26 protein-coding genes are annotated in these 26,660 nt (G+C 67.3%); 20 read left to right on the top strand and 6 right to left on the bottom strand.

Annotated elements, in window-relative coordinates; all coding sequences use genetic code 11:
• The 6 genes from U1739_RS05605 to U1739_RS05580 all read left to right on the top strand — a co-directional run.
• The coding region (locus tag U1739_RS05605; RefSeq protein ID WP_332704791.1) for a zinc-binding dehydrogenase at positions 1–790 on the top strand (790 nt) is incomplete at its 5' end.
• A gap of 10 nt (positions 791–800) precedes the next feature.
• Positions 801–1,322, top strand: coding sequence for a hypothetical protein (locus U1739_RS05600; protein ID WP_332704789.1), 522 nt, complete (start codon positions 801–803; stop codon positions 1,320–1,322).
• Positions 1,323–1,490: 168 nt separating this feature from the next.
• Positions 1,491–4,838: a polysaccharide deacetylase family protein gene (locus tag U1739_RS05595; protein WP_332704899.1), complete on the top strand. Its 3,348-nt coding sequence runs from the start codon at positions 1,491–1,493 to the stop codon at positions 4,836–4,838.
• A 64-nt stretch (positions 4,839–4,902) separates the two neighbouring features.
• Positions 4,903–5,520, top strand: a complete 618-nt coding sequence (locus U1739_RS05590; RefSeq protein ID WP_332704787.1) for an OB-fold-containig protein — start codon at positions 4,903–4,905, stop codon at positions 5,518–5,520.
• Between the two features lie 31 nt (positions 5,521–5,551).
• Positions 5,552–7,288: a flotillin family protein gene (locus U1739_RS05585; RefSeq protein ID WP_332704785.1), complete on the top strand. Its 1,737-nt coding sequence runs from the start codon at positions 5,552–5,554 to the stop codon at positions 7,286–7,288.
• Positions 7,289–7,383: 95 nt separating this feature from the next.
• On the top strand, positions 7,384–7,686 hold the full coding sequence (locus tag U1739_RS05580; RefSeq protein WP_332704783.1) for a hypothetical protein: 303 nt from the start codon (positions 7,384–7,386) through the stop codon (positions 7,684–7,686).
• Positions 7,687–7,690: 4 nt separating this feature from the next.
• On the opposite strand, the gene U1739_RS05575 is transcribed toward U1739_RS05580, so the two are convergent.
• From U1739_RS05575 to U1739_RS05560, 4 genes are all read right to left on the bottom strand, one after another.
• Complete coding sequence (locus tag U1739_RS05575) at positions 7,691–8,053, bottom strand: hypothetical protein (protein WP_332704781.1); 363 nt, start codon at positions 8,051–8,053, stop codon at positions 7,691–7,693.
• Positions 8,054–8,195: 142 nt separating this feature from the next.
• Positions 8,196–9,191 carry a sensor histidine kinase gene (locus U1739_RS05570; protein ID WP_332704779.1) on the bottom strand — a complete coding sequence of 332 codons (996 nt, stop codon included), beginning with the start codon at positions 9,189–9,191 and terminating at the stop codon, positions 8,196–8,198.
• Between the two features lie 85 nt (positions 9,192–9,276).
• Positions 9,277–10,074: a DUF2189 domain-containing protein gene (locus U1739_RS05565; protein WP_332704777.1), complete on the bottom strand. Its 798-nt coding sequence runs from the start codon at positions 10,072–10,074 to the stop codon at positions 9,277–9,279.
• A 77-nt stretch (positions 10,075–10,151) separates the two neighbouring features.
• On the bottom strand, positions 10,152–10,622 hold the full coding sequence (locus U1739_RS05560) for a TspO/MBR family protein (RefSeq protein WP_443025507.1): 471 nt from the start codon (positions 10,620–10,622) through the stop codon (positions 10,152–10,154).
• A gap of 48 nt (positions 10,623–10,670) precedes the next feature.
• Here U1739_RS05560 and U1739_RS05555 point away from each other — a divergent pair, with 48 nt between their 5' ends.
• The 4 genes from U1739_RS05555 to U1739_RS05540 are packed head-to-tail and all read left to right on the top strand — an operon-like array spanning position 10,671 to position 14,414.
• The gene (locus U1739_RS05555) at positions 10,671–11,648 is read left to right on the top strand and encodes a magnesium chelatase ATPase subunit I (protein ID WP_332704773.1); all 978 of its coding nucleotides are present in this window, start codon (positions 10,671–10,673) and stop codon (positions 11,646–11,648) included.
• Positions 11,645–13,339 carry a magnesium chelatase subunit D gene (locus U1739_RS05550; RefSeq protein WP_332704770.1) on the top strand — a complete coding sequence of 565 codons (1,695 nt, stop codon included), beginning with the start codon at positions 11,645–11,647 and terminating at the stop codon, positions 13,337–13,339. The genes U1739_RS05555 and U1739_RS05550 overlap by 4 nt, the downstream gene beginning before the upstream one ends.
• On the top strand, positions 13,336–14,214 hold the full coding sequence (gene bchO / locus U1739_RS05545) for an alpha/beta fold hydrolase BchO (protein WP_332704768.1): 879 nt from the start codon (positions 13,336–13,338) through the stop codon (positions 14,212–14,214). Before U1739_RS05550 ends, bchO begins: the two co-directional genes overlap by 4 nt.
• Entirely contained in the window at positions 14,214–14,414 is a 201-nt protein-coding gene (locus U1739_RS05540; protein WP_332704766.1) for a hypothetical protein, read from the top strand. The genes bchO and U1739_RS05540 overlap by 1 nt, the downstream gene beginning before the upstream one ends.
• On the opposite strand, the gene U1739_RS05535 is transcribed toward U1739_RS05540, so the two are convergent.
• Positions 14,361–15,293: a carotenoid 1,2-hydratase family protein gene (locus U1739_RS05535; RefSeq protein WP_332704764.1), complete on the bottom strand. Its 933-nt coding sequence runs from the start codon at positions 15,291–15,293 to the stop codon at positions 14,361–14,363. The genes U1739_RS05540 and U1739_RS05535 overlap by 54 nt on opposite strands.
• Positions 15,194–16,744, bottom strand: coding sequence for a 1-hydroxycarotenoid 3,4-desaturase CrtD (crtD, locus tag U1739_RS05530; protein WP_332704762.1), 1,551 nt, complete (start codon positions 16,742–16,744; stop codon positions 15,194–15,196). Before crtD ends, U1739_RS05535 begins: the two co-directional genes overlap by 100 nt.
• Before the next feature lie 51 nt (positions 16,745–16,795).
• Between crtD and U1739_RS05525 the strand changes: the two genes are divergently transcribed.
• From U1739_RS05525 to pufC, 10 genes are all read left to right on the top strand, one after another.
• Entirely contained in the window at positions 16,796–17,920 is a 1,125-nt protein-coding gene (locus U1739_RS05525) for a methyltransferase (protein ID WP_332704760.1), read from the top strand.
• 87 nt (positions 17,921–18,007) lie between these two features.
• The gene (bchC, locus tag U1739_RS05520) at positions 18,008–18,934 is read left to right on the top strand and encodes a chlorophyll synthesis pathway protein BchC (RefSeq protein ID WP_332704758.1); all 927 of its coding nucleotides are present in this window, start codon (positions 18,008–18,010) and stop codon (positions 18,932–18,934) included.
• On the top strand, positions 18,931–19,914 hold the full coding sequence (locus U1739_RS05515) for a chlorophyllide a reductase iron protein subunit X (protein ID WP_332704756.1): 984 nt from the start codon (positions 18,931–18,933) through the stop codon (positions 19,912–19,914). The genes bchC and U1739_RS05515 overlap by 4 nt, the downstream gene beginning before the upstream one ends.
• 107 nt (positions 19,915–20,021) lie before the next feature.
• Positions 20,022–21,515 (top strand): chlorophyllide a reductase subunit Y, encoded by a 1,494-nt coding sequence (gene bchY / locus U1739_RS05510; protein ID WP_332704897.1) that lies wholly within the window; start codon positions 20,022–20,024, stop codon positions 21,513–21,515.
• A 124-nt stretch (positions 21,516–21,639) separates the two neighbouring features.
• On the top strand, positions 21,640–23,085 hold the full coding sequence (gene bchZ, locus U1739_RS05505) for a chlorophyllide a reductase subunit Z (RefSeq protein WP_332704754.1): 1,446 nt from the start codon (positions 21,640–21,642) through the stop codon (positions 23,083–23,085).
• A 162-nt stretch (positions 23,086–23,247) separates the two neighbouring features.
• On the top strand, positions 23,248–23,382 hold the full coding sequence (pufB, locus tag U1739_RS05500; RefSeq protein ID WP_332704752.1) for a light-harvesting antenna LH1, beta subunit: 135 nt from the start codon (positions 23,248–23,250) through the stop codon (positions 23,380–23,382).
• Between the two features lie 44 nt (positions 23,383–23,426).
• Positions 23,427–23,621, top strand: a complete 195-nt coding sequence (gene pufA / locus U1739_RS05495) for a light-harvesting antenna LH1, alpha subunit (protein ID WP_332704750.1) — start codon at positions 23,427–23,429, stop codon at positions 23,619–23,621.
• Positions 23,622–23,723: 102 nt separating this feature from the next.
• Positions 23,724–24,548 carry a photosynthetic reaction center subunit L gene (pufL, locus tag U1739_RS05490; RefSeq protein ID WP_332704748.1) on the top strand — a complete coding sequence of 275 codons (825 nt, stop codon included), beginning with the start codon at positions 23,724–23,726 and terminating at the stop codon, positions 24,546–24,548.
• Positions 24,549–24,558: 10 nt separating this feature from the next.
• Entirely contained in the window at positions 24,559–25,533 is a 975-nt protein-coding gene (gene pufM / locus U1739_RS05485) for a photosynthetic reaction center subunit M (protein ID WP_332704746.1), read from the top strand.
• Positions 25,530–26,618 (top strand): photosynthetic reaction center cytochrome PufC, encoded by a 1,089-nt coding sequence (pufC, locus tag U1739_RS05480; protein ID WP_332704744.1) that lies wholly within the window; start codon positions 25,530–25,532, stop codon positions 26,616–26,618. The genes pufM and pufC overlap by 4 nt, the downstream gene beginning before the upstream one ends.
• The last annotated feature ends 42 nt before the right edge of the window (positions 26,619–26,660 follow it).

The following is a 26,660-nucleotide window of genomic DNA, read 5'->3' as shown; positions in this document are numbered from 1 at the left end:
CTCGCATACTGCCGGCGGCTATGATGGCGGGCAGGCGCAATATGTCCGCGTGCCCTATGCCGATGTCGGGCCGACGGTCATTCCCGACTGGATGGATCCGGACGACGCGGTGCTGCTCACCGATGTGGTGCCGACCGGCTATCAGGCCGCGGAAATGGGCGGCATCACGCCGGGCGACACCGTCGTGGTGTTCGGCGCCGGGCCGGTCGGGCTGATGGCCGCGAAATCGGCCTGGTTGTTCGGGGCAGGGCGCGTGATCGTGTTCGACGAGGTCGAGTATCGGCTGGAGTTCGCACGGAAATTCTGTCCGGCCGAGGTCTATAATTTTCGCGAAATCGACGATCTCGTCGTGTTTATGAAGAAGCAGACCGATGGCTTGGGTGCCGATGTGTGCATCGACGCGGTCGGCGGGGATGCCAATGGCAACAGCCCGCAATGGCTGCTCGGCAAGCGACTGAAGCTCGTCGCTGGCAACGCCATCCCGCTGCATTGGGCGATCAATTCGGTGAAGAAGGGCGGCATCGTCTCGATCGTCGGCGTGTACGGCCCGACCGGCAACATCGTGCCGATCGGCAATGTCGTCAACAAGGGCATCACCATCCGCGCCAACCAGGCCTCGGTCAAACGGCTGTTGCCCAGGCTGATCGAGCATGTCCGCACCGGCGTATTGAAGCCGAGCGAGATGATCACCCACCGCGTGCCGCTGGAGCATGTCGCGGACGCGTATCACCTCTTCTGGAACAAGCTCGACGGCTGCATCAAACCCGTCCTGCTCCCCAATGGCGTTTGAGGAAGACCCCATGATCAGCATGCGTGTGGATCCGTCGACCGTCCCCGGCTGGGGCATCGACGCCGATCCCGAAAACGATCCGACCTATCCGATGCGCCGCATCGCCGAGCAGACCCGCGGCAGCGATTGGCTGCGGCCGCCACTGCAACAGCCGACCGTCGAGATCCTGGAATCGATCGAACATATCCGCCTGCCCGCCGTGCTCGGCACGTCGACGCCGCCCAGCGGGGCGAGCGGGGCGATCCGGCGCTATGCCTTTCGCCGCAGCGAATCCGATTGGTGGCACTGGTTGCTGTTGATGGGGGCGGACCGGATCAACGTGGTGGAGGGCGTGTTGCAGGATCTGCGCCACGGCACGGTGCCCAACATCCCCGGCGAAATGGGCATCGCATCGGCCTGGCGGCACAATAAGGTCGGGCTGGCCAACAAGGTGGTGGTGTTCGGGCTGTTGGGGGCGGCAATCGCCGTCGCGGCCACCGTCCGGCAGGCCCGCGCTGGCACCCGCAAGGTACTGGTGGACCGGGCCGAATAGCCCACCCGCAACGGGCGCGCTGCCATGGCATGGCGTCCGCAGGACAGATATCGTCTCGGCAGTGCGGCGGGCGGCAACTGGCAGGATTGTGCTGATTGACCTGCGGACGTAGGCGGGATGGGCGCAACTGGCGCGCGAGGGCAGTGCGCCCGAACGTCCGAGAACAATATCGTGGCCGAACCGATCTTCTACGACGCCTCCGGCCGCCGCCGCCGCCGCTTCCGCCTAGCGCAGGCGGCATTTGCCGCGCTGGTGTTACTGGCGGCGGTGCTGTTCGTCGGCTCGATCGTCAATGTGTTGCCGCAGCCGGCCTTGCCCTTCGCGGTCGAGCGGCCACCGGTCCGCGGCCTTGGCGCCGAGGCGGGGGCAGGGCAGCATGGGCCGCGGCTCGGCCACGCCTTGCGCTATGCCCGGCGCATGCTGGGCGCGCAGCCGGCCGAAGCGCCGCTGGCGATCGCCTTCCACGCGCCGTGGGACGATGCCAGCACCGCCTCGCTGCGACGCCATATCGGCGAGCTCGATTGGCTGATCCCGGGCTGGATGTCGATCACCGGCACGGACCATGCCGTGACCATGTTCCCCGATGCCGCCGGCAAGGCGATCATCAGCGCGGCGCCGCGCCGGCCGAAACTGCTGCCGATGGTGCAGAATGCCAAGGACGGCGATTGGGACGGGCCCGGCATGGCTGCCTTGCTCGCCGATCCGCGCGCGCGGGGCGTGGCGCTGGGGCGGATCGAGGCAATGCTGCGCGCCAACCAGGCGGGCGGCGTGTTCTTCGATTTCGAGGATCTGCCCGATGCGGCGCTGCCCGACTATCGTCAGTTCCTGCGCGAGGCCAAGGCGCGCTTCGGCCCGCGCGGGCTGGTCGTCGCTTTGGCCGCGCCGGTCGGCAATCCCGGATGGGACTTGCCGGCCTTCGCCGCGGTGTCGGACCGCTTGTTCCTGATGGCCTATGATGAGCATTATCAGGGTGGCGCGGCGGGGCCGATCGCCTCGCAACGCTGGTTCATCGAACAGGTCGCACGCGCCTCGAGGGGCATACCACGCGGCAAGCTGGTCGTGGCGTTCGGCAATTATGCCTATGACTGGACCGCGGGCGGCACGACCGACGCCCCGTCGATCGAGGAGGCGTGGCTGGCGGCGCACGATTCCGGGGTCGCGCCGGTGTACGACAAAGCCAGCGGCAACAGTCACTTCGCCTATAGCGAAAGCGGTCGCACGCATGACGTATGGCTGCTCGATGCGGCGTCGGCCTATAACCAGCTGCAATGGCTGTCGGCCAACGGGCTCGACGCGGTGGCGCTGTGGCGGCTGGGGGCGGAGGATCCGGCGCTGTGGCAAATGTTCGGGCGCGGGCATCGCAGCCTGCCCAAGGCGGCGGCGATTTCGGCGATCTCGGCCAGCACCAACGTGGATATCGAGGGCACGGGCGAAATCCTGCGGATCGGCGCGACGCCGGTGGCGGGCGCGCGGCGCGTGCAGGTGGCGGCGGATGGCAGCATTACCGACGTGACGTTCGATCGGCTGCCCTTGCCCTATCAGATCCAGCGCACCGGTTATCGCCCGGGGCTGGTCGCTCTGACCTTCGACGACGGGCCGGACAAGGAGTGGACGCCACGCGTGCTCGACATCTTGAAGGCCGAAAAAGTCCCGGCGACCTTCTTCATGGTCGGCGAAAATGCGCTGACGCAGCGCGCCTTGCTGGCGCGCGAAGTGGCCGAAGGGCATGAAATTGGCAGCCACACCTATACCCACCCCAATCTGGCTACCGCGACCAACCGCGAGACGACGCTGGAACTGAATGCCAATCAACGGCTGTTCCAGGCCTTTACCGGTCGTTCGCTGCGGCTGTTTCGCGCGCCCTATTTCGGCGATGCCGAGCCGACCACGGCGGACGAGATCGGCCCCGTCGCCCAGGCGCAGGCGCTGGGCTATCTGTCGGTCGGCCTGCACGTCGATCCCGACGATTGGAAACGCCCGGGGGTCGCAGCGATCGTCCAGCGCACCGTCGACCAAGTGACTGCCGGGAATGCGACGCGCAGCGCGCAGATCGTGCTGCTGCACGATGCCGGCGGCAATCGTGCGCAAACCGTGGCGGCGCTGCCGATCATCATCCGGGAATTGCGCGCCCGGGGCTTCACCTTCGTGCCGGTGTCGCGGCTGGCCGGGCTCAGCCATGAGGCGGTGATGCCGCCAATCTCGGCCGGCGATCGGGTGGCGGCGTGGATCGATCTTGGGCTGTTTACGGCGCTTGGCGACGTGCAGATCCTGCTCGGCTGGCTGTTCGGCGTCGCCATCACGCTCGGCATCGTCCGCGCGCTGACCTTGTCCGGCCTGGCGTTATGGCAGGCGCGCCGTGAGAGCCGGCAGGTGTTCCCCGCGCTCGATCCCGATCTGTTCGTCAGCGTGCTGATCCCGGCCTATAACGAGGAGCGCGTGATCGAACGCGCCGTGCGTCGCGTGCTGGAAAGCACCGATGTGCGGCTTGAAGTGATCGTGATCGACGATGGTTCGGCCGATGCGACATCGGCCGTGGTGCGCGACGCATTTGCCGATGAGCCGCGCGTGCGGCTCATGACACTCGCCAATGGCGGCAAGGCGCATGCGCTCAATCGCGGGCTGGAACTGGCCAGCGGCGAGATCGTGATTGCGCTCGACGCCGATACGCAGTTCCAGGCCACCACCATCGCCCGCCTGGCGCGCTGGTTCGGCGATCCGGTGCTCGGGCCTAAACTCGGCGCAGTGGCGGGCAATGCCAAGGTCGGCAACCGCGTCAATCTCGTCACGCGCTGGCAGGCGCTCGAATATATCACCGCGCAGAATCTGGAGCGGCGCGCGCTGGCGCGGCTCGACGCGATCACCGTCGTGCCCGGCGCGGTCGGCGCGTGGCGCCGCGCGGCGATCGCCGAGGCAGGCGGTTACCCCGCCGATACCTTGGCCGAGGATCAGGACCTGACCATCGCCATCCAGCGGCTCGGCTGGACCGTGCATTACGATCAATATGCCGTTGCGCTCACCGAAGCGCCGGAGACGTTCCGCGCGCTGGCCAAGCAACGCTACCGCTGGGCGTTCGGCACGTTGCAATGCCTGTGGAAGCATCGTTCGGTGATGGCGCAGGGGCGGCCCAAGGGGCTGGCGCGGGTCGGCCTGCCGCAGGCGATCCTGTTCCAGATCCTGTTCGCCTCGATCTCGCCGATCATCGATCTGGCGCTGCTCGTCGGGCTGTTCGGCACTTGGCTGGCGGTCCGCGCGCATGGCTGGGCGCAGAGCTCGGGCGATGTCGAGACGATGGCGCTATACTGGCTGATCTTCACCGCGATCGATCTGCTCGCGGCGGTGATCGCCTTCGCGCTGGAGCGGCGCGAGCGCTGGCGTTTGCTATGGCTGCTGATCCCACAGCGCATCGGTTATCGCCAAGTGATGTATTACGTCGTGCTCAAGGCGCTTGGCGCGGCAGTGCGCGGCGCCGTGGTCGGCTGGGGCAAGCTGGAGCGCAGCGGGCGGGTGACGGCTTAGCGCAGTGCCGCGACACGCTCGATCGTCCGCTGACAGGGCGACAAGCGCATGATAACCCTAGCGCATGTTCGCACAGTTCCTGACCCTCGCCTATCTGCCCTTCGCGATCGCCTTTGTGGTGATGATCGGCATTGGCGTGATCGAGGCGATCGGTCTTGGCCTCGGCCACCTCGATCTTGAATCGGATCTGGGGGCGGACGCGGATGGCGGCGTGCTCGATTGGCTCGGGCTGGGCGGCGAATTGCCGATCCTGGTCTGGCTGACCTCGCTGCTCGGCTGCTTCACGCTGGCCGGCCTCATCATTCAGCAGGGCGCTACCACGCTCGCCGGGGCGCCGCTGCATTGGGGACTGGCGGCGGCGGGCGCGTTCGTTGCCGGCGCCGCGCTCAACACGCTGGCGGCCAACGGTCTTGCCCGCATCATGCCCGGATTCGAGACCACGGTGATCTCGACCGACACGCTGCTGCGCCACCGCGCCACCATTCTCGAAGGCACTGCGCGGCGCGGCACGCCCGCCCGCGCCAAGGTCGTCGATCAGCATGGCCAGGCGCATTACCTGATGGTCGAGCCGCATGACGACGAAGATGCGATCGCAAGTGGGGAAATCGCCTTGCTGGTGCGGCGTGACGGCACATTGTTCTTCGCGCTGCCGGACAGGAATGCGCTGCTGCAATCGATCTGATATATCGACGTGACTAACCGGGGGAAGTTTCGTGCCTGAATCGCTTTTGAACATTCTGATCTATGCCGGCATCATCCTGTTTGCGCTCGTCGTCATCGGCTTGATCCTAACTCGCCTATATCGCCGCGCGACCAAGGATGTGGCGCTGATCCGCACCGGTTTCGGCGGCGAGAAGGTCGTGCTGAACGGCGGCATCATGGTCATCCCCGTGCTGCACGAACTGATGCAGGTGCGGCTGACCACGGTGAAGCTGGAAGTGTCGCGCCTCAACAAGGATGCGCTGATCACGCTCGACAAATTGCGTGTCGATGTCGTCGGGCTGTTCCATATCAAAGTGAAGCCGGACGCCCAGTCGATCGCTGCTGCGGCGCAGACCTTGGGCGACTCGGTCAACAGCCCCGATGCGGTCAAGTCGCTGCTCGATGGCAAATTGGTGTCGGCGCTGCGCTCGGTCGCCGCGACGATGACGATGGAGCATCTCCACGCCAACCGCGCCGACTTCATCCAGAAGGTCCAGGAAGCGCTGATGACCGATCTGGACATGAACGGCTTCCAGCTCGAATCGGTCAGCATCACCCATTTCGATCAGACCGCGTTCGAGCATTTCAACGAGAACAATGCCTTCGATGCCGAGGGCCTGACCGTGCTCACCCGCACGATCGAGGAGCGCAAGAAGATCCGCAACGATATCGTCGCAACCAACCGCGTCGAGATCGAGCAGCGCAATCTCGATGCCAACAACCAGTCGCTCGAGATCGCCCAAGCGGCGGAGCAAGCACGCTTGCTGCAGGAACAGACGCTGTCGGCCCGTCGCGCCGAACAGGCCACCGCGATCGCTACGGCAGAGGCCGAGCAGACCCGCCTGGCCGAGATCGCGCGCATTACCGCTACCCAGGCGCAGACCGTGGCGCAGACCGAGGCCGACAAGATCATCCAGACCGCGACGATCGCTCGTGACGGGGCGATCCAGACCGCGACGATCGAGCGCGACCGCACGATCGAGATCGCGCGCATTACCACTGCAGTGCAGACCGCGCAAAAGTCTGAGGAAGAATCGACCGCCGCTGCCGCTGCCAATGAGGCGCGCGCACTCGCCGTGCGGGCCGAGGAAAGCGTCGCCACCGCCAAGGCGACCGAGATCGCCAACCGCAACAAGAACGTCGCGGTGATCGCCGCCACGCAGCGGGCGCAGGAGGAAGCGGTGGGCATCACCGTCGCTGCCTCGGCCGAGAAGGAAGCGGCCGAAGCCCGCGCTAGTGCACTGCGCACCGAGGCCACCGCCGAGGCCGATGCCGAAAAGGCCCGCGCCGAGGGTCGCGAGGCGGCGTTCAAGGTCGATGCCGCGGGTCAGGCGTCGCTCAACGAAGCGACCAATCTGCTCAACGATGCGCAGACCGCATTGCTGGTACGCCGGGCGATGCTCGAAGCGCTTCCGGCGATCATCGCCGCGGCGAGCAAGCCGATGGAGAATATCGACAAGATCAGCATTCTCGATGCGCGCGGCCTGCATGGCGACGGCGCGGGCGAGGGGGCCTCGGGCGGTGGCCAGGGCAATCTGGCCGACGCCGCCGTCGCCGCGGCGATGCGCTACCGCGTCGGCGGGCCGCTGATCGATGGCTTGATGGCGGAACTGGGCATGGCCGGCGGTTCGCTCAACGGCATGTTGGCAGGAAGCGGAGCTGTGGATGCCGCACAGCGCGGCGCCGTCCCGCCGCTGTCTCCGGCCAAGGGCGTGAACGGATCGGGGAGCGACGCCTCCGTCCTTTGAGATTGCGCCAGGCCGGTCTAGAAGGGCGTATGTTCCATTCGACCCGTTCCCGCGCGATCATGTTTGCTGTCACGGCAGGCGTCTTGTTGGCACCGATGAACTGCTTGGCGCAGGCGTCGGAGCCAGCAGCGGCGGTCGACGCCCAGGCGCAGCGGCGCGTGCCCGACGATATCGTTCGTCTGTCCGACGAAGAGCGCAACGACATTCTCGACAGCAACACGCCGGAGCGGGCGGCCACCGCGCGCGGCGAACGGCGCGCCATTCATGGCGAGGTCGGCGCGATGATCGGGTCGCATGGCGCACGCGGCGCTTATGGCGTGGCGGAGGTGCCGCTGGGCGATAATGCCGGGGTCGTGGTGTCGTTCGAAAGCAGCCGTATCGGCCGATCGCGACGGTAACGGCTCACTGATAGCGCCCGGTCCTGTCAAAGCCCGCATTGGTCTTGGTCATCCGGATCAACTTGCGGATATAGGTCCGCACGTGCCGCTCAAAACGAACATCGTCGAACACGCCGCGCCAGACATATTCGTCGCGATCCAGCAGCGCGCGTAGGTCGTCGGCAAAGGCTTTTTGATCGTCGGTCGAGGATTTCGCCGTGAGGAGCGTGCAGACCATTTCCTCGGCGGTGGATTTGTCGCACTCGTCCTGCTGGCCCCAGCCGGCGCGCTCGGCCGCGACCTGATCCGATCGCGCCGCAAGGATGCGGCTTTCCAACCATTTGCGCACCGCCGCGCCGTTCCATTCCGTCGTAACCGTGTCTGCCATGCTTTTCGATCCCGCTGATCGGCCCCGCATTCCTCGCGGATCCGGCGACCATTGCTATTGGACGGGCCTGGCGATGGCCCCGTGGCTGCGCCCCTGGTGTTGGAGCGATGGCAAAATCATCCTTCAAGACGACCGCTTCGTTTCAGGTCGCCAGTTTTGCGCGTTTGACCCGCAGCGTGGCGATCAATCCGTCGGCCGCCCATTCATATTCGATGGTCCCGCCGAGTTGCCCGGAGACAGTGCGCTGCACGAGCTTGCTGCCGAAGCCGGCAGGCCGGTCCGGCGCCGCCACCACCGGTCCGCCGCGTTCCAGCCATGTCACGCTGATATAATCGGTATCGGACATGCTGGACACGTCGAGTGTGCCGGTCGGCGTCGACAATGCGCCGTATTTCACAGAATTGGTCGCCAGTTCGTGGATCACCAGCGCGAGCCCGGTGGCGGCCTTTTCGCCGACGCCCATCCGCTCGACCGCGACCCGGACGCGCCCGCGAAACGCGCCAAGATCGTCATAGGGCGCGAGCAACACCGAGAACAGGTCGCCGAGCAAGGCGGCGCCGCCCTGGCCGTCGGGCAGCGGCCGGACCAGATCGTGCGCGCGCCCCAGTGCGGACAGCCGAGAGGTCAATTCCTCCGCCATGCCGTCGATCGTCTCCGCCGAGCGAGACGTGATCATGGTCAGGCCGGACGCGATCGCGAGCAGGTTCTTGACCCGGTGGCTCATCTCGCCGGCGAGCAGTTCGTGACCCTCCTCGGCTTGCTTGCGGCCGGTTACGTCGAGGAAAATGCCGAACATGGTGCGGCCGACGATGCCGACATCCTCGCCTTGGCCGCGCGCGGCGATCCAGCGAATTTCCTCGCCGACGAGAATGCGGAAGTCGGTTTCGTACGGCCCCAGCACGGCGCGCGTCGCGGCGAAAGCGGCCTGCACCCGGTCGCGGTCGGCCGGATGGATGTTCTTCGACAGCTCGCCGAACGTCACCGAGGGGCGCCACGGCAGGCCCCAGAGTTCGAAGCCGCGTTCGTCCATCGTGAAGACGTCGGTGTCGACCTCCCATGCCCATAATGCGACGCCGGCGGCAGTCACGGCCAGCTGCAAATGTTCCGGCTGCCACGCATACGGTGTCGGCAATTGCATGTTCGAACCGGTCCCCGCCATCAAACGCGCTGCATAGGCGACGTAGCGCCGATCGGCAAATGCCGTCGTGACGAGGCTTTTTACCCTACGCCTGCCGCACGACGAGCCGCGTATAGAGGTGCCAGGTGGCGTAGCCGAGCCAGGGCAGCACCACCGCGAGACCGATCGCCGCGGGCAGCAGGCCGAGCAGCAGCAATCCGGCGACGCGCCAGCCCCAGCCGAACACTTCGCGCGGATTTTTGCGCGCCGCCGCCAGCGACGTGCGCACGGCCAAACCGGCATCGACCGGCCGGTCGACCACCATCGGGAAGGATACCAATGCGAACACCAGAGTGGCGATGGCGAACGGCGCGCCGGCAAGATTGCCGAGCACGACCAGCGTCCACCCCGCCTCGGTGGTAAACAGGCGACCGATCACATCGCCGATGCGCAGCGGGGCGGTGGCGCCGAAAGTCAGGTCGTAGATCAAATAGGCCACGACCAGCCAGCCGATCATCAGTGCGGCCAGCCCGCCAGTGAGCAGCGCCAGCGGCAGGCGGCTACGGCCGTTGAGCGGATCGAGGAAATGCCACCAGCTCGCATCGCGCCCCTCCTCGCGGCGCCGCGCCAGTTCGTAGAAGCCGGAGGCGGCGGCCGGGCCGAGGATCGACAGCCCGGCGACCAGCGGAAAGAATAGCGGTAGCAGGGGATCGTTGAGCGTCACCACCGCCGCCGCCAGGCAGATGATCGGATAGAGCAGCCCGATAACGATCAAGTCGCCGCGCTTGGCGAGGAAATCCTTCCACCCTTCAGCCAAGGCCCAGTTCAGGTCGCTGACGCTGATCCTCCGTATCTCGGGGATCGCGGTGTCGGCGGTAAAGGCGGTATCCTGAAGCGTGGCCATGATTGCTCTCCGGTGGGTGTCGTTTCCTTGTTATCTCTGCACACTATACGCCGCTGTTGCGGCGGGACCAAATCGCTTTAGCCGAACGGCCGGTTGAGCCGCACGATCGCGCTGTTGAGCCAGGCGGCGAAACTCACCCACGCCAGATAGGGGACGATCAGCAGGCTCGCCTGGTGCGAGATCGGCCATAGCCCGACAACCAAGGCGACCAGCGAGGCCCACAGAAACACCACTTCGACCAACGCCCAATCCGGCCGCCGGGCGCGGAAGAATAAGGGGCTCCACAGCGCATGAAACAGCGCATTGACGGCGAACAGGATGATCACGCGGGTCTGCGTCGCCACGTCCGGCGCGGCGTTCCAGGCCAGCACCGCCGACCAGGCGGCGAGCCCAAGGATGATCGTCCAGGCCGGGCCGAACAGCCAGTTGGGCGGCTGCAGGCCGGGTTTGCGCAAGTCGCGATACCACGGCCCGATCGGCGTCATCAGCCCGCCGAACACCCCTAGGAACAGCGCGACGCCCACGGCGACGGCGATCGGTATCCACATGCTCATTGTCCATCTTGTCGTGTGTCCAGCGCGTGTTACACTTCGGGCGTGCGTGTGTCCTTCCCCTTTTCCGCGATCGTCGGTCAGGACGAGATGAAGCGCGCGTTGCTCATCGCTGCGGTGGACGCGCGGATCGGCGGAGTGATGGTGTTTGGCGATCGCGGCACGGGCAAATCGACCGCGGTGCGCGCGCTAGCCGCCTTGCTGCCGCCGATCGCGGCAAGCGAGGCGGGCTATCAGGACGGCACGCTACGCAAGGGCCCGAAAAATGCCAGGGTGCCGGTGCCGTTCGTCGATCTGCCGCTCGGCGCGACCGAGGACCGGGTGGTCGGTGCGCTTGATCTCGAACGTGCGCTGGGCGCCGGCGTCAAGGCGTTCGAGCCCGGGCTGCTGGCGCGGGCCAATGGCGGGTTCCTGTATATCGACGAGGTCAATCTGCTCGAGGATCATATCGTCGATCTGCTGCTCGACGTGGCCGCGTCGGGCGAGAATGTGGTCGAGCGCGAGGGGCTCAGCGTACGCCATCCGGCGCGCTTCGTATTGGTCGGCAGCGGCAATCCGGAAGAAGGCGAATTGCGGCCGCAATTGCTCGACCGGTTCGGCCTATCGGTCGAGGTGCGCACGCCGCAAGTGCTGGCGCAGCGCGTCGAGATATTGAAGCGCTGCGACGCCTTTGAGCGCGAACCCATGGCCTTTGCCGAAGCCTGGGCCAAAGCCGAACGCCGCGCCGTCAAGCAGATCGCGCGCGGGCGCGCCGCGCTGGCGGCGGTGGTGCTGCCCGAGGCGGTGCTCACCTTGGCCTCGCGGCTTTGCATCGCCGTGGGGGCGGACGGCTTGCGCGGCGAGCTCACGCTGATGCGTTCCGCGCGGGCGCTCGCCGCGCTCGATGGCGCGCCGGTGGTGACCGAGACGCATATCGCGACGGTGGCGCCGATGGCGCTCAGGCATCGCTTGCGTCGCAACGTGCTCGATGAGACGGGCTCCACCGTCCGCATCGAGCGCGCGCTGGAGGAACTGGCAGCGTGAGCACGGCGGGCGACGATACGCCCGATGCCTTGGCCGATGCGCTGCTGGCGGCACGACTGTGCGCGATCGATCCTGGGCTCGGCGGCCTGATCCTGCGCGGCGGCGGGGAGACGCGCGACCTCGTGATCGCCGAACTGCGCGCGGGGTTGCCGGCGGATGCCCCGGTGCGGCGGATGCCGGCGCATATCGATGACGATCGCTTGCTTGGCGGCATCGACCTCGCGGCGACATTGGCGCGGGGTACGGCGGTGTCCCGCAGCGGCCTGCTGGCGGAGGCGGATGGCGGGGCGGTGATCGTGCCGATGGCCGAGCGGCTGTCGGATGCGGTTGCGGGGCGGCTGGCGGCGGTGATCGATGGTGGCGACGCGCGCTTCGTGACGGTGGCGCTGGACGACGGGATCGAGCCGGACGAACGGCCGCCCGGGGCGCTGGCCGAGCGGGTGGCGTTCTGGCTCGACCTCACCCACCACCGTCATCCCGGACTTGGTTCGGGATCCAAGGTGCCCCAGGCGCCACCGCGCGGGGAGGGTTGGATCCCGGACCAAGTCCGGGATGACGGGGAAATTGTCATAACCCTGGTTGCCACCGCCGCTGCACTGGGCATTGACTCGGCGCGCGCGCCACTTTTCGCGTTGCGCACCGCGCGGGCGGCGGCGCGGTTGGCGGGACGCGATACGATCGCCGCGGACGATGTCATCCTTGCCGCCCGCCTCGTCCTTGCGCCGCGTGCCACGCGCCTCCCTGCAGCGGAAGAGGCGCGAGGCGACCCCCCGCCGCCGCCGCCGTCGCCGGACGAGACTGGCGAGGAAGAGCAGGGCGATCCCGGTCCGATCGACGACATCGTGCTTGCCGCTGCTCTTGCCGCCCTGCCGCGCGACGTGCTTGCGGCGATCGCTGCGGGCAGCGGTCGACGTCGCCGTCCCAGCAACGCGCACGGCGCGGGCGAGCGGCGCACATCGGGCGCGCGGGGCCGGCCGATGGGCGCGCGGGCGGGGTTGCCGGGGGGCGGCCGGCGGCTGAGCCTGATCGACACGTTGCGCGCTGCGGCGCCGTGGCAGAAAGTGCGCGGCGCGGAGGGCCGCGTGGCGATCCGGCGCGACGATCTGCGTGTCCGCCGGTTCGAGACGCGCGCCGAAGCGGTGACGATCTTCGCGGTCGACGCCTCCGGCTCGTCGGCTCTGGCGCGGCTAGCCGAGGCCAAGGGCGCGGTCGAACTACTGCTGGCCGAGGCCTATGTGAAGCGCGCGCAGGTTGCCTTGATCGCATTTCGCGGAACGATCGCGGAGGTGCTGCTGCCACCGACACGATCGCTGGTGCGCGCCCGACGATCGCTGGCCGAATTGCCGGGCGGCGGCGGCACGCCGCTGGCCGCCGGGCTGCGTGCCGCCCATGACCTGGCCGAAGCAGCGCGCGCGCGCGGGCGCACCCCGTTCGTCGTCGTGCTGACCGATGGCCGCGCCAATATCGCTGCCGATGGCAGCGCGGTGCGCGCGCTCGCCGCCGCGGACGCGACCGCGGCGGCCAAGGCGATCGGCGGCGCGGGGATCGCCGCCGCCTTTCTCGATATTTCCGCCCGGCCAGGGCCAGAGGGCGCGGCGCTTGCGGCGGCGATGCGCGCCCGCTATCTGCCGCTGCCACGCGCCGATGCGGCGACGATGCACGCCGCCGTGCGCGCGGTGCAGCCGGGATGAGCGCGCCCTTATGGGCGGTCGAGGGCCGCGACTGGCCCAATCGCGCGCGCAGCCGCTTCGTTGCGGCGGGGCGGCTGCGCTGGCATGTCCAGACGTTCGGAGCGGAGGACGCCCCGGTCGTGCTGCTGCTCCACGGCACCGGCGCGGCGACACATAGCTGGCGCGCGCTGGCGCCATTATTGGCCGCGCACTACCACGTCTTGGCGATCGATCTGCCGGGCCATGGCTTTACTGCGGGGCGACCGATCGGTGGCCTGTCGATGCCGGCCATGGCCATGGCGATCGCCGAGCTGCTGAGCACGCTGGAACGCGCGCCGACCGTGATCGTGGGCCATTCCGCCGGGGCGGCGATCGCGCTTCGCCTGACGCTCGACGGTCTGGCGGCGCCCACCGCGATCGTCGGGCTCAGCGCCGCCTTGCTGCCATTTCCCGGCCTCGCCGCGCAGCTATTCCCGACGCTGGCCCGCGCATTGTTCGTCAATCCGCTCGCGCCGCATCTGTTCGCGCGGCTAGCGCGCACGCCGGGCGAGACGGCGCGCTTCCTGCAGCGCAGCACGGGCTCGCGGATCGATGCCGAGGGTGTGCGCTGCTACGAAAAGCTGTTTGCCACGTCGGCGCAGTGTGCCGGCGCGATCGGCATGATGGCTGCTTGGGATCTCGCGGCGCTGAAGCGCGATCTGCCGCGGCTGCCGACGCCGTTGTTGCTCATGCACGGCACGGCGGATGCCGCGATTCCGCTGGCCAATGCGCGCGAGGCGGCAGCATTGGTCGGCAATGGGCGGCTGGAGACGTTCGCCGGGCTGGGGCATCTTGCGCATGAGGAACGACCGGCAGAGATTGCCGCGCGCATCCAGGCCTTCATGGGAGAGCGATGATGCGCGACTATCTCAGCCTGTTCGATCTGGCGATTGCCGGCGTGCCAGTGGTGATCTTCTGCATCTGGCAGCTCGTCTCGGTCAATCGCGAGATCGCCAAGGACAAGCTGCGCGACTCACCGGAAAGCCCGTCACCAAAAGGCCCGTCACCAAAAGGCCCGGGGCATGCGATAGGGGAGCATCGACTGGACGATCGGTGAGCGAAAGCGGCCGAGCGCCAGGCTCTCATGTACCGCGCGGACATCCTCGCCGAACAGCCGCGTCGATAATGCCGAGCGGGCGTAGAAAGGCGCATCGATCCATGTCTTGATCACGCGGGGATCGTATCCCGCATCGGCCCGCGTGGCGCGCTTGATCAGCCAGCCGGTGCGCGGCAGCGCGGCGGGGGCGGGCTGGACGACATCGTGCCAGCGCCCCTGGGCATCGAATTTGAGCGCCAGATCGAACGGCGCGCCGTCGCGCCGCCGCCCTTCGTACAGCACCGCCACGTCATTCTTGAGATGCGCGCGCGACCAGTGCCAGTCGTCGAACCCGTCCTCCAGCGGCTCGTCGCCAAAGTTCGAATCGAAATAGCCCGGCCCCGACCAGCGCACCCCCGGACGCGTCATCTCGACCTCGACCTGTGCGCGCGGCGCGACCGGGTGCCAGCGGTGTCGCCCGGCGGGATCGAGCGCAAAGGCGGTGGTGCCGATCATCTCCGGCCGGACGCGCACCGTGCCGCGCACCTTGTACGGCAGGGGGGCGGAAATCTCGGCAATGTCGATCACCAACGTGTCGCCGTCCCACCGCACGCTGCTCGGCCCGACGGCGAAATGATCGGCGTCGCGCTGCACGCGATGCGCGGGGCGTTCGGTCATGGCCCAGGCGCTGCCACGGGGGCCGGTCAGCGCGATATTGATCGCGCAATGGTTCTCGGGCTTCCCCCTGCCGCTGAGCTTGTAATAAGGCGAAAAGACGCTGCCGATAAAGGCGATGATGGTCAGGCCGTGGGCGCCGTCGTCGCTGGTCGCGTCGATATACCACCAGGCATAGCCACCGGCATCGACACGAACGTCGAAACGCGGTCCTTGCGCAGGCAATCGACGGCTCGTCGGCCGGAAAGCGCCGCCATCGGGACGCCCGCGCCGGGGTGCGTGCTCCCGCCCGCGCAATAGAGCCCAGCGATCCGCGTCCGGCTGCCCTGCCGGCGGAAGGAGGCCGCCCACCCGTGCGAGGCCGGTCCATAAAGGGCCCCACCCGTCGACGGACACAGCGTCTCGAAATCGCTCGGCGTCGTCAGCACCGTCGAGCCCAGCCGGAGCGAAAGCCCCGCCCGCGAAACGCCGTCCAGCATTCGCCGTGTGCATGTCTCGATCTCCTGTTGGGTGAGGCGGGTGCCGTTGCCGGTCGGCGGCGCATTGACGATGATCTGGACGCGCTCGTTACCCTCTGGGCCGGACCGGTGTTCGTCGCGGTCCTGCGCGCAGACGTAGACGCTGGGGCGTTCGGCGAGTCGGCCGGTGGCGAGCGCGGCGAATTCCGCAGGATAATCGTCCGAGAAGAACACATTGTGTCGGGCCAGCGGGAAGCCAGTCGCCGTGGCGTGCCCGGTCCACACCATCGCGCTCAGCGAACGGCGGGCAGGGGGAAGGGGGGATACCGCGACCCGCGCGGCCTCGCCGAACCGCCCCGCAGCAAGCGCCGCTGGATCGGCATTGCAGACCACCGCCGACGCGGCGATGCGCTCACCGCTCGCCAGCACGACGCCGGCGGCGCGGCCGCGCTCGACCAGGATCTCGCGCACCGGCGCGTCGTAGCGAAAGCGCACGCCATTCTGCCGCCCGAGCGTCTCCAGCGCGATCGCCAGGCGGTGCATGCCGCCGTCGATCAGCCACACGCCGCTCGCCTCGACATGCGCGATCAGCATCAGCGTGGCGGGGCAGCGGAAGGGCGAGGAGCCGCAATAGGTCGCATAGCGCCCGAACAATTGTTGCAAGCGCGGATCGCGGAAATAGCCGCCGAGCGCCCGCCACAACGCTGTGTAGGGCCGGAGCGTGCAATAATCGGCGAAGCCGCGCGCGCCCATGCGCCAGCCGAGCGTCAGCGGGTCGGGTTTGGTATCCTGCAGGAAGGGTCGGTCGAGCGCGTCGTACAGCCGCCTCGCTTCGGCGCGAAAGGCGCGATAGCCGCGCGCGTCGGCCGCTCCGGCAAACTCGCCGATCGCCGCTTCGCTCGCCGCGGGATCGGCGAACAGATCGAGCCGCGCCGCGCCCCAGGCGTGGCGCGCGAGCGTCGCGGCGGGGCGCATCGTCAGGTGCCGGTCAAGCGAATCGCCGCAAGCGGCGAAGATGTCGTCGAATAGCTGGCGCAGCGTGAACACGGTCGGCCCGGCATCGATCGCCGCGCCATCGACCGCAATCGTGCGCAATTTGCCACCCGGCCCCGCTTGAGCTTCCACCAGGGTCACGTCGTGACCCTGTGCGGCGAGCATAGCGGCGCTGACCAGCCCGCCGATCCCCGCCCCGATCACCACAATGCCCGTATCCGCCATCGGCATCCTCCGATTGACGCGATGCTATCATGTGTCCACAAAACTGGACACATGAATTCGAATAATTATCGCGACTATGGATTGAGGGGGCGGTGGCTGGCCTGGCGCAACCGCGTGCTGGCCTCGCTACGCTTCCAGCGTTTCGCGCAGCGCTTTCCGCTCACCCGCCCGATTGCCCGGCGCCGGGCGCGGGCATTGTTCGATCTGGTCGCCGGCTTCACCTATTCGCAAATCCTCGCCGCCTGCATCCAAACCGGCCTGCTCGAGCTGCTGGCGGCGGGGCCGTGCGATACCGCCACCGTCGCGGCGCGTCTCGATCTGCCCACAGCTGGTGCAGAACGGTTACTGCGCGCGGCGACGGCGCTTGGGCTGGTCGAACCACTTGGGTCGGGCTGGGCGCTGGGCAGCGACGGCGCCGCATTGCGGGGCAATCCCGGCATTGGCGAGATGATCGCGCATCATCATCTGCTGTATGCCGATCTCGCCGATCCGGTGGCGCTGCTCCGGCGCGGCGGTGGCGGGGGCGCGCTATCGCAGCATTGGCATTATGCCGAGGCGGCGGGGCAGGGCGATAGCGCCGACGTTGCCGCCTACTCCGCGCTGATGGCGGCGTCGCAGCCGTTGGTCGCAGCGCAGGCGCTCGATGCTTATGCCTTCGGCCGGCACCAGCGCCTGCTCGATGTCGGGGGGGGCGAGGGGGCGTTTGTGCGCGCGGTGGCGGCGCGGGTTGCGCGTCTGGAACTGGCGTTGTTCGATTTGCCGGCCGTTGCCGAACGGGCGCGGCGGGCCTTCGAGTCGGCGGGGCTTGGCGGCCGGACCACCGTGTTCGGCGGCGATTTCCTCGCCGATCCGTTGCCCACGGGGTACGACATCGTCTCGCTGATCCGGGTGCTGCACGATCACGACGACGCGCCGGCGCTGGCGCTGCTGCGCCGCATCCATGCCGCTTTGCCCCCTGGCGGGACGCTGTTCATCGCCGAGCCGATGGCGCAAACGCCCGGCGCCGAACCCGCCGGCGACGCCTATTTCGGCTTCTATCTGCTGGCGATGGGATCGGGCCGACCGCGCAGCACGGGCGAGATCCGGGGCATGCTGAGCACGGCCGGGTTCAGCACATCGCGCGTCTTGCCAACGGCGATGCCGCTGACCGCTAATGTCATCGTGGCGATCCGCTGATTGCTGTCCAATCTAGTTGACAACCCTAAATGTCTAGCTCAATCTACACACTATGAGGTTCATTTAGGACCCTGAGGGGACGGGCGGATGGACGCACTGGCGGTCATACTGGAAGCGCCGGAACGACTTGCGCTGCGATCGCTGGCGTTGAACCCGATGACCGCCGGTGACGTCTGCGTCGAGATCGACTGGAGCGGAATCAGCTCGGGCACCGAGAAATTGCTGTGGACCGGGCGCATGCCGGACTTTCCCGGCATGGGCTATCCGCTCGTGCCCGGATATGAATCGGTCGGGCGGATCGTCGATGCCGGGGCCGATGCGGGCGGGCGGATCGGCGAGTGGGTCTTCGTGCCGGGGGCCAATTGCTACGAACAGGCGCGCGGCCTGTTCGGCGGCACCGCGCGGCGTGTCGTGCTGCCGGCGGCGCGCGCGATCCCGATCGGCGAGTCGCTTGGCCGCAACGGGATCCTGCTGGCGCTGGCAGCGACCGCGCATCACGCTATCGCGCTTGGCGGCGTACCCGATCTGATCATCGGCCACGGCATTCTCGGCAGCCTGATCGCACGCATTGCGGTGGCCAGCGGCGGCGATGCGCCGACCGTGTGGGAAACCAATCCCGACCGCCGCGACGGGCTCGGCTACACGGTGATCGATCCAGCCGATGACATGCGTCGCGATTATGCCGTGATCTGTGACGCGAGCGGCGCGGCCGACGCGCTCGACCTGGCCTTTGCGCGGCTCGCCAAGGGTGGCGACGTGGTGCTCGCCGGTTTCTACGATCGCTTGTCCTTCGCCTTTCCGCCCGCCTTCATGCGCGAGGCGCGATTGCGCATTGCCGCCGAATTCACGCCCGCCGATATTGCCGCGACGCTCGCCCTGATCGATGCCGGGCTGCTCGAGCTGGACGGGCTGATCAGCCATGCGCGCCCCGCGGCCGAGGCGGCGGAGGCCTATCCGCAGGCCTTCACCGATCCGGCATGCCGCAAGATGGTGCTCGATTGGAGAGCGATATGAGCATGTTCGATCCCACGCCGTTGCGCGATGAAGCCGCGCAAGAGCCTGATCCCGTCCATACCGGCCCGGTGACCAAGGAAACGCAGATCATCGCGATCTATGGCAAGGGCGGCAGTGGCAAGTCGTTCGCCTTGGCCAATCTCAGCTACATGATGGCGCAGCAGGGCAAGCGCGTGTTGCTGATCGGCTGTGATCCGAAGAGCGATACGACCAGCCTGTTATTCGGCGGTAAATCGACGCCGACGATCATCGAGACCAGTTCGAAGAAGAAGCTGGCCGGCGAGGAGATCGGCATCGGTGACGTCTGCTTCCAGCGCGACGGCGTGTTCGCGATGGAATTGGGCGGGCCCGAGGTCGGGCGCGGCTGTGGCGGGCGCGGCATCATCCACGGCTTCGAGACGCTCGAGAAGCTGGGTTTTCACGAATGGGGCTTCGATTACGTCCTGCTCGATTTCCTCGGTGACGTCGTCTGCGGCGGCTTCGGCCTGCCGATCGCGCGCGACATGTGCCAGAAAGTGATCGTCGTCGCCTCGAACGATCTGCAGTCGCTCTATGTCGCCAACAACGTGTGCAAGGCGGTCGAATATTTCCGCAAGATGGGCGGCAATGTCGGCGTCGCGGGGATGATCCTCAACAAGGATGACGGGACGGGCGAGGCCAACGCCTTCGCCGCCGCGGTGGGCATTCCGGTGCTGACCGCGATCCCGGCCAATGAGGATATCCGCAAGAAAAGCGCCAACTACCAGATCATCGGCAAGCCCGGCGGGCAATGGGCGTCGCTGTTCGAGGAACTGGCCGAGAATGTCGCGAGTGCGCCGCCGCTACGGCCCACGCCGCTCGATCAGGATGGTCTGCTGGGGTTGTTCTCGGCCGATGTGACGGGGGCGGACTATACGCTGCGGCCGGCGAGCCAGGCCGACATGCGCGGCGGCGCCTATGTGACGAAACCCACCCTCGAAGTCGTGTACGACGCGGTCTGATGGACACGGCTCCCGCCTCTCCCTCGTTCTCCCGCGAAGGCGGGAGTCCAGGATTGCAGGGCGCAGCGCCCGTGACCCTGGACCCCCGCCTGCGCGGGGGAACGCGTGTGGCGGATCGCATCGATCTCGCAACCGGGGACGGCCCCTGCTCGAACGGCGCTACCCTCCGCGACGCCGCAGAACTCGCCGGCAAGTCCGACGTCCTTGCCCGCTACGACGCCGATTATCCCAAGGGCCCGCACGATCAGCCGCAATCGATGTGCCCCGCCTTCGGGTCGTTGCGCGTGGGGCTGCGCATGCGCCGCACCGCGACGATCCTATCGGGCTCGGCCTGCTGCGTTTACGGCCTGACCTTCACCTCGCATTTCTACGGCGCCAAGCGCAGCGTCGGCTATGTGCCCTTCTCGTCCGAGACGCTGGTCACCGGCAAATTGTTCGAGGACATTCGCGACGCGGTGCACCAGCTCGCCGATCCCGAGCTGTACGACACGATCATCGTCACCAATCTGTGCGTGCCGACCGCCTCGGGCGTACCGCTGCAATTGCTGCCCGATCAGATCAACGGCGTGCGCGTGATCGGCATCGACGTGCCCGGCTTCGGTGTGCCCACGCATGCCGAGGCCAAGGACGTGCTCGCCGGGGCGATGCTCAGCTATGCGCGCAAGGAGGCCGAAACCGGCCCCGTCGCGGCGCCGAAACAACGCCCGGATCGGCCGACTATCACGCTGCTGGGCGAGATGTTCCCCGCCGACCCACCGGGCATCGGGCTGCTGCTCGAACCGTTGGGCCTCGCCGCCGGCCCGGTCGTGCCGACGCGCGAATGGCGGGAGCTGTATAGCGCACTCGATTGCGCCGCGGTGGCGGCGATCCATCCCTTCTACACCGCCAGCATCCGCGAGTTCGAAGCTGCGGGGCGGACGGTGGTCGGCTCTGCGCCGGTCGGCGCGGATGGCACGGCGGCATGGCTCGACGCGATCGGCGCGGCCTGCGCTATCCCCCAAGCCAAGGTCGATGCGGCCAAGAACCGCTTCCTGCCCGCGATCCGCGGCGCGCTCGCCGCCAAGCCGATTAGCGGGCGGATCACGGTGTCGGGTTACGAAGGTTCCGAACTGCTCGTCGCGCGGCTGCTGATCGAAAGCGGCGCGGACGTGCCCTATGTCGGTACGGCGTGCCCGCGGACAGTATGGTCCGATCCCGATCGCGACTGGCTCGAGGCACATGGCGTGCGCGTCCAATATCGCGCCAGCCTGGAACAGGATCTGGCGGCGGTCGAGGAATTCGGTCCCGATCTGGCGATCGGCACCACGCCGGTGGTGCAGCATGCCAAGCAGCGCGCGATCCCGGCGCTGTATTTCACCAACTTGATCTCGGCACGGCCGCTGATGGGGCCGGCGGGGGCGGGCAGCCTGGCGCTGGTGGTCAATGCAGCCCTTGCCAATCAGGCGCGGTTCGATCGGATGAGCGCGTTCTTCGACGGAGTCGGCGTGGGCGCAACGGCGGGGGTGTGGGAACGCACCCCGGTCGAACGGCCCGAATTCAAGGCCAAATACGCCGCCAAACGCATCGCTGCCGCCAAGGCGGAAGAGAGCGTGGGGTCGTGAGGGGGAGTGCTCTTTCGCCCGACCGTCACCCCAGCGGAAGCTGGGATCTCAAGCGGCAAGCGCGCGACCTCCGTCCCGAGACCCCAGCTTTCGCTGGGGTGACGATCTGGTCGGGGGGCGGGGCATGACCCTCATCCTCGATCATGATCGCGCCGGCGGTTATTGGGGCGCGGTTTACGCCTTTACCGCGATCAAGGGCCTGCAGGTGATCATCGACGGTCCCGTCGGCTGCGAGAACCTGCCTGTCACTTCGGTGCTGCATTACACCGATGCGCTGCCGCCACACGAACTGCCGATCGTCGTCACCGGTCTCGGCGAACAGGAGCTCGGCCGCGACGGCACCGAAGGCGCGATGAAGCGCGCTTGGGCGACGCTCGATCCGGATCTGCCGGCAGTGGTCGTCACCGGGTCGATCGCCGAGATGATCGGCGGCGGCGTCACGCCGGAGGGCACCAATATCCAGCGCTTCCTGCCGCGCACCATCGACGAGGATCAGTGGCAATCGGGCGATCGCGCGCTGACCTGGCTATGGACCCAGTTCGGCCCGAAGAAAGTCCCTGCGTTGCGCCCGCTGAAGGAAGGCGAGCGGCCCAAGGTCAATATCATCGGCCCGATGTACGGCACCTTCAACATGCCCTCCGACCTCGCCGAGATCCGGCGCCTGATTGAGGGCATCGGCGCCGACGTCGGCATGGTCTTCCCGCTCGGCAGCCATCTCGCCGATGTCCGCAAACTCGCCGACGCGCGCGTCAACGTGTGCCTGTATCGCGAGTTCGGCCGCGGCCTGTGCGAGGCGCTCGAGCGGCCGTATCTGCAGGCGCCGATCGGGCTCGACAGCACCACCTTGTTCCTGCGCAAGCTCGGCGAATTGCTGGGGCTCGATCCGGAACCGTTCATCGAGCGCGAGAAGCACACCACGATCAAGCCGTTATGGGATCTGTGGCGCTCGGTGACGCAGGATTTCTTCGGCACGGCGAGCTTCGGCATCGTCGCCACCGAAACCTACGCCCGCGGCATCCGCAACTTTCTCGAGACCGACATGGGGCTGCCTTGCACCTTCGCGTTTAGCCGGTCGGCCGGGATCAAGCCCGACAATCAGGCGGTGATCGAGGCGATCCGGACCAATCCGCCGCTGATCCTGTTCGGCAGCTTTAACGAGCGCATGTACCTCGCCGAAGCCGGCGGGCGCGGCGTGTATATCCCCGCCAGCTTTCCCGGGGCGGTGATCCGCCGCCATACCGGCACGCCGTTCATGGGCTATGCCGGGGCTACCTATCTCGTCCAGGAAGTGTGCAACGCGCTGTTCGACGCGCTGTTCGCCATCCTGCCCCTCGCCAGCCAACTCGACCAGGCCGAGGGGACGCCGGCGCGGATCGAGCGCGAAGTGGCGTGGGACGATGCCGCCAAGAGCGCGTTCGACGCCGAGGTCGAGCGCGCGCCGGTGCTGGTGCGCATCTCGATGGCCAAGCGTATCCGCGACGCCGCCGAGCGCGCCGCGCGCCGCGCCGGCGAACCGTCGGTCACCCCCGAGCGCCTCGCGCGCGCCATTCTCGAAAGCCGCGCGGCATGAGCGCGGCCCGTCTTTATCGCGTCCCCCAAGCGGCGGCCGCGACCACCAGATCCAATCGGGCATCCGGCCCGGGCGGATGCCGGGAGCGCAGTTTCACGCTCCTATCCTCGTCGGGAAGAACGGAGACGTAAAATGAGCGACCTGAGAGAAAGAGACGAAAGGATGGGGCCGGGAACCTACCTGACTCCGGAAGAGGCCAAGGAATTTCACAAGCTCTTCGTGATGAGCTTCCTGATCTTCACGGTCGTCGCGATCGTCGCGCACGTGCTGGTGTGGAACTGGCGGCCCTGGCTGTGATCCACGCGCTTTGACTCCTTCACTTTAACGAGAGGAACCACATCATGTGGAGAATCTGGCTGATTTTCGATCCGCGGCGCTCGCTCGTCGCGTTGTTCACCTTCCTGCTAGTGCTTGCCTTGCTGATCCACTTCATCCTGCTCAGCACGGATCGCTTCAACTGGCTGGATGGTCCGCATCGGGCGGGCGCGAATGGAGCAGCGACGTCGACCGCGACCGCTGCGCCCGTCGGCACCTGACTCGCCGCTTAGCGGATCCGGGCGGGCGGGGCCGGCGGCCTCGCCCCCTGATGACGACTTAATAGCGATTCCCCGGCCGCTGCCGGGGGACGGAGAGATGCCATGGCGCTGCTAAGCTTCGAGCGGAAATACCGGGTGCGGGGGGGCACGCTGATCGGCGGCGACCTGTTCGATTTCTGGGTCGGCCCCTTTTATGTCGGTTTTTTCGGCGTCACGACGGCGATCTGCGCCTCGCTTGGCACCGCCTTGATCTTCTACGCCGCCTCGCTTGGCCCGACCTGGAATCCGTGGCTGATCAGTATCGCGCCGCCGGACATTTCCTACGGGCTCGGCCTGGCGCCGCTGCGCGAGGGCGGATTCTACCAGATCATCACGCTCTGCGCGATCGGCGCGTTCGTCTCTTGGGCGCTGCGGCAAGTGGAGATCTGTCGTAAGCTCGGCATGGGCTATCATGTGCCATTCGCCTACGGCTTCGCGATTTTCGCCTATGTCTCGCTGGTGGTGATCCGGCCCTGGTTGCTCGGCGCGTGGGGCTTCGGCTTCCCCTACGGCATCTTCAGCCATCTCGATTGGGTGTCCAACACCGGCTACCAATACCTCCATTTCCACTACAATCCCGCGCACATGCTGGCGGTGAGCTTCTTCTTCACCACCGGCGGGGCGCTCGCCTTTCACGGCGCTCTGGTCCTGTCCGCGGTCAATCCGGCACCGGGCGAGCCGGTCAAGTCGCCCGAATATGAAGACGCCTTCTTCCGCGACACGATCGGCTATTCGATCGGCACGCTCGGCATCCACCGGCTGGGCCTGTTCCTGGCCCTGAGCGCGGGTTTCTGGAGCGCGATCTGCATCATCATCTCGGGGCCATTATGGACACGCGGCTGGCCCGAATGGTGGACGTGGTGGCTCAACCTGCCGATCTGGTCCTGAGGGGGGTATGATGGCGCGCTATCAGAACATGTTCACGCAAGTGCAGCTCCGCGGCCCGCTCGAGGCGGGGCCGCTGCTGCCGCCGGGTAGTTTCCGGCGACTGGGCCAGGGCAGCTACAATTATTGGGCCGGCAAATTGGGCGCGGCGCAGCTCGGGCCGATCTATCTCGGCAAGCTCGGCATCGCCTCGTTGATCTGCGCTTTCACGGCATTCGAGATCATCGGGCTGAACATGTTCGCCAGCGTCGGCTGGGATCCGATCCAGTTCGTCCGCCAACTCCCCTGGCTCGCGCTCGAGCCGCCGGGCCCGCAATGGGGCTTCCAATTGCTCGTGCCGCTGGCGGAGGGCGGCTGGTGGCAGATGGCCGGTTTCTTCATGAGCAGCGCGCTGATCCTGTGGTGGGCCCGCACCTTCGCCCGCGCCCGCGCGCTCGGCATGGGCACGCACGTCGCCTGGGCGTTCGGCGCGGGCATCCTGCTGATCCTGACATTGGGCTTCATTCGCCCGCTGCTGATGCAGAGCTGGGCCGAGGCGGTGCCGTTCGGCATCTTCCCGCACCTCGATTGGACCGCGGCTTTCTCGATCCGCTACGGCAATCTGTTCTACAATCCGTTCCACTGCCTCTCGATCGCCTTCCTCTACGGCTCGACCATGCTGTTCGCGATGCACGGCGCCACCGTGCTGGCAACCGGCCGCTATGGCAGCGAGCGCGAGATCGAACAGATCACCGATCGCGGCACGGCGTTCGAGCGCGGCGCGTTGTTCTGGCGCTGGACGATGGGGTTCAACGCGACCGCGGAATCGATCCATCGCTGGGCCTGGTGGTTTGCCGTGCTGACGCCGCTGACCGGCGCGATTGGCATCCTGCTGACCGGCACGGTGGTCGATAATTGGTATTTGTGGGCGGTGCTGCACGGCTATGCGCCAAGCTATCCCGGCACCGGCATCGTCGATCCAGCATCGCTGCCGGGAGCGCCGCAATGAGAAGCATCGTCACCATCGCCGCCGCCGGCACCGCCTTGCTGCTCGGCGGCTGCGAACTCGGCCCCAAGCAATCGACCCAGACCGGTTTTCGCGGCACCGGGCTCGAACAGATCGTCGATGTCAGCGCGATCCAGGAGGCCGCCGCAATCCCGCCGGCGCCCTATCCGCTGCCGCCCGATGGCGGCCCGACCGCCGGGCAGAGCTATCAGAACGTCAAGGTCCTGAGCGGGCTGAGCAAGGAACGGTTCGACCATCTGATGGCCGAAATGAACCAATGGGTGGCCCCGCCCGCGGAAGGCTGCAGTTATTGCCACAATCCCGAGAACATGGCCTCGGACGAGAAATATACCAAGATCGTCGCGCGCCGCATGGTGCAGATGACGCAGAACATCAATTCGCGTTGGGCCAGCCACGTCAAGCAGACCGGCGTGACCTGCTATACCTGCCATCGCGGCAACGCCGTGCCGGAGTATAAATGGGCGCTGGCCGAAGGAACGCCGGAGCCGGGCAAGGTGCTGCGCAACAAGCATGGCCAGAATACGCCCAACCAGAATGTCGGCTATGCGTCGCTGCCTTACGATCCATTCGCGCAATATCTCGCCGGCAAGGGCCAAATCCGCGTGGCAAGCAGCAGCGCGTTTCCCAGTTCGAAGCATATCGTGTCGATCAAGGATGCCGAGCAATCCTACGGGCTGATGATGCACATCAGCTCGGCGCTCGGCGTCAATTGCACCTATTGCCACAACAGCCAGTCGTTCCGTGCCTGGAACCTCAGCAGTGCCCAGCGTGGCACGGCCTATTACGGCATCCGCATGGTCCGCGACGTCAACGAGAATTACATCACCTCGTTGCAGTCGGTGTTCCCGGCCAATCGCAAGGGGCCGCATGGCGATCCCTATAAGGTCAATTGCACCACCTGCCATCAGCGCCTGTCCAAGCCGCTGGGTGGAGTCAGCATGATCGCGCAGGCGCCGATCCTGTGGGGGGCGGCAAAGCCCAGCGCGACGCCGGAGGGCGGGCCGGGGGCCGGCACCGCGGTGCCCGCGGCGTTCGCCCAGCCGGCGGCCATGACCGGCAAGAAATGACCCGGGCCGCGCCGCTGCCGGCGCGGCACCGTGCGGCGCCGG

The organism is Parasphingomonas puruogangriensis, from assembly GCF_036663635.1.
Taxonomy (GTDB): Bacteria; Pseudomonadota; Alphaproteobacteria; order Sphingomonadales; family Sphingomonadaceae; genus Sphingomonas.
This window is presented reverse-complemented; position numbering and strand designations above follow the sequence as displayed.

Excerpts from the sequence above, each read along its gene's own strand:
- U1739_RS05600 (WP_332704789.1), top strand. The coding sequence starts at position 801 with ATGATCAGCATGCGTGTGGATCCGTCGACCGTCCCCGGCTGGGGCATC.
- U1739_RS05590 (WP_332704787.1), top strand. The coding sequence starts at position 4,903 with ATGTTCGCACAGTTCCTGACCCTCGCCTATCTGCCCTTCGCGATCGCC.
- U1739_RS05580 (WP_332704783.1), top strand. The coding sequence starts at position 7,384 with ATGAACTGCTTGGCGCAGGCGTCGGAGCCAGCAGCGGCGGTCGACGCC.
- U1739_RS05575 (WP_332704781.1), bottom strand. The coding sequence starts at position 8,053 with ATGGCAGACACGGTTACGACGGAATGGAACGGCGCGGCGGTGCGCAAA.
- U1739_RS05570 (WP_332704779.1), bottom strand. The coding sequence starts at position 9,191 with ATGCAATTGCCGACACCGTATGCGTGGCAGCCGGAACATTTGCAGCTG.
- U1739_RS05565 (WP_332704777.1), bottom strand. The coding sequence starts at position 10,074 with ATGGCCACGCTTCAGGATACCGCCTTTACCGCCGACACCGCGATCCCC.
- U1739_RS05560 (WP_443025507.1), bottom strand. The coding sequence starts at position 10,622 with ATGTGGATACCGATCGCCGTCGCCGTGGGCGTCGCGCTGTTCCTAGGG.
- bchO (WP_332704768.1), top strand. The coding sequence starts at position 13,336 with ATGAGCGCGCCCTTATGGGCGGTCGAGGGCCGCGACTGGCCCAATCGC.
- U1739_RS05540 (WP_332704766.1), top strand. The coding sequence starts at position 14,214 with ATGCGCGACTATCTCAGCCTGTTCGATCTGGCGATTGCCGGCGTGCCA.
- crtD (WP_332704762.1), bottom strand. The coding sequence starts at position 16,744 with ATGGCGGATACGGGCATTGTGGTGATCGGGGCGGGGATCGGCGGGCTG.
- U1739_RS05525 (WP_332704760.1), top strand. The coding sequence starts at position 16,796 with ATGAATTCGAATAATTATCGCGACTATGGATTGAGGGGGCGGTGGCTG.
- bchC (WP_332704758.1), top strand. The coding sequence starts at position 18,008 with ATGGACGCACTGGCGGTCATACTGGAAGCGCCGGAACGACTTGCGCTG.
- U1739_RS05515 (WP_332704756.1), top strand. The coding sequence starts at position 18,931 with ATGAGCATGTTCGATCCCACGCCGTTGCGCGATGAAGCCGCGCAAGAG.
- bchZ (WP_332704754.1), top strand. The coding sequence starts at position 21,640 with ATGACCCTCATCCTCGATCATGATCGCGCCGGCGGTTATTGGGGCGCG.
- pufB (WP_332704752.1), top strand. The coding sequence starts at position 23,248 with ATGGGGCCGGGAACCTACCTGACTCCGGAAGAGGCCAAGGAATTTCAC.
- pufA (WP_332704750.1), top strand. The coding sequence starts at position 23,427 with ATGTGGAGAATCTGGCTGATTTTCGATCCGCGGCGCTCGCTCGTCGCG.
- pufL (WP_332704748.1), top strand. The coding sequence starts at position 23,724 with ATGGCGCTGCTAAGCTTCGAGCGGAAATACCGGGTGCGGGGGGGCACG.
- pufM (WP_332704746.1), top strand. The coding sequence starts at position 24,559 with ATGGCGCGCTATCAGAACATGTTCACGCAAGTGCAGCTCCGCGGCCCG.
- pufC (WP_332704744.1), top strand. The coding sequence starts at position 25,530 with ATGAGAAGCATCGTCACCATCGCCGCCGCCGGCACCGCCTTGCTGCTC.